General features: G+C 78.4%; 1 pseudogene. It reads right to left on the reverse strand.

Going from position 1 to position 1,317, the window contains the following annotated elements:
• Nucleotides 1-1,292, reverse strand: a pseudogene (locus tag M8J74_RS44145) (ABC transporter permease); the annotation flags it as partial.
• Nucleotides 1,293-1,317 lie beyond the last annotated feature (25 nt).

Genomic DNA, 1,317 nt, shown 5'->3' on the forward strand with positions numbered 1-1,317 from the left:
GCGGCGGCCACCCCGGCCGCCGCCGCGAACGCCGCCTCCGGTCCCGCGCCGAACGGATCGTCCCGCAGCTGCGCCGCCGTCTCCTGCCGGACGACGACCTGCGCCGGGTCGAGGTCGGGCAGCGCGCGCAGCGCCGCGGCGACCCGGGCCGAGTCGCCGGGGCCGGTGTCGAGCCACCATTCCGTCGGGGTGACCCCGGTGCCGTACCGCGTCTGAAGCACCCGGTTCAGCGACCGCAGGTCCATCACCAGCGCGCCTCCGTCGGCCTCGCCCGCCGTCGGCAGCTCCCGCACCGCTCGCGTGATGCGCACCGGCACGCTCTCGCCGGCGACGGTCACGTCCACCCGCTGCCCGGCGCGCGCGCCGACGGAGGCGAGGAAGCGGTCCGTGGCCACCGCCGGGACCTCGCGCGGCGTGGGCTGTGCCACCTGCATCCGCAGGGTCAGCGCCGCGGCGTCCCAGTGGATGGCGTCCGGGAGGTAGCCGGTGCCGTACGCGACGGTCGGGGTGCCGGACGTACCCACCCGCGGCTCGGCCGGGTCGGTGCTTCCGTCCGGCGCCGACGCGTCGCTGTCGCTGGACGAGGCCGCCCGCCAGGTGCCGGGCAGGTCGATGCGCCGCATGCGTCCGTCCGTGCCCGTCGCCGTCAGCCCGCCGAGCGTCAGCCGCTGCCGCTCCGCCTTGCCGACCGGCACCGGCAGCACCAGCTGCACGCCGGTGAACCGCAACGGCCCGTCGGGCACCGGGATGTCGAGGGTGTGCGGGCGGCCGTCGGGGCGCAGGTCACCGGCCGGGATCTGGTACGGGGTGCCGTAGGCGTCCTCCAGGGTCACCGTGACGTCCGCCGCTGCGGCCGTGCGGGGCGTACTGCTCAGGGTCGCCGTCAGCCGCAGCCGGGCGGTGTGCGCCGGCACCTTCGCGCCGGTCGACGGCGTCCTCGTGCCCAGCGACGCGAGCAGCGGCCCCGCCGGTTCGGGGGCCAGGTCCCGGCGCAGCAGCAGCGTGTCCGCCGCGTGCGCGGTGTCCAGGGCCAGCAGCGTCGCCGTACGGTCGCCGGACAGCGGCAGTTCGGTGCGGACGGCGGGGGCGGTGCGCCGTACGCCCGGGACGCCCGCGTAGGTCTCGGTGCGCCCGGGCCCGCCGTCCCCCGCGCCCAGGACGCGGACCGGCGCGCCCGCCGCGAAGTCGGCCCGGTCGTCCTGCGAGCGGCTCCAGGAGGCGCCCTGCCCGATGGCCAGCATGCCGAGGGCGACGGCGAGGACCAGCAGCAGCACCGGTCCGGCCCCGCGCATGGGGCGCCGGCTGAGCTGCCAGCCG

The organism is Streptomyces panaciradicis, assembly GCF_023516615.1.
Lineage (GTDB): Bacteria > Actinomycetota > Actinomycetes > Streptomycetales > Streptomycetaceae > Streptomyces > Streptomyces panaciradicis.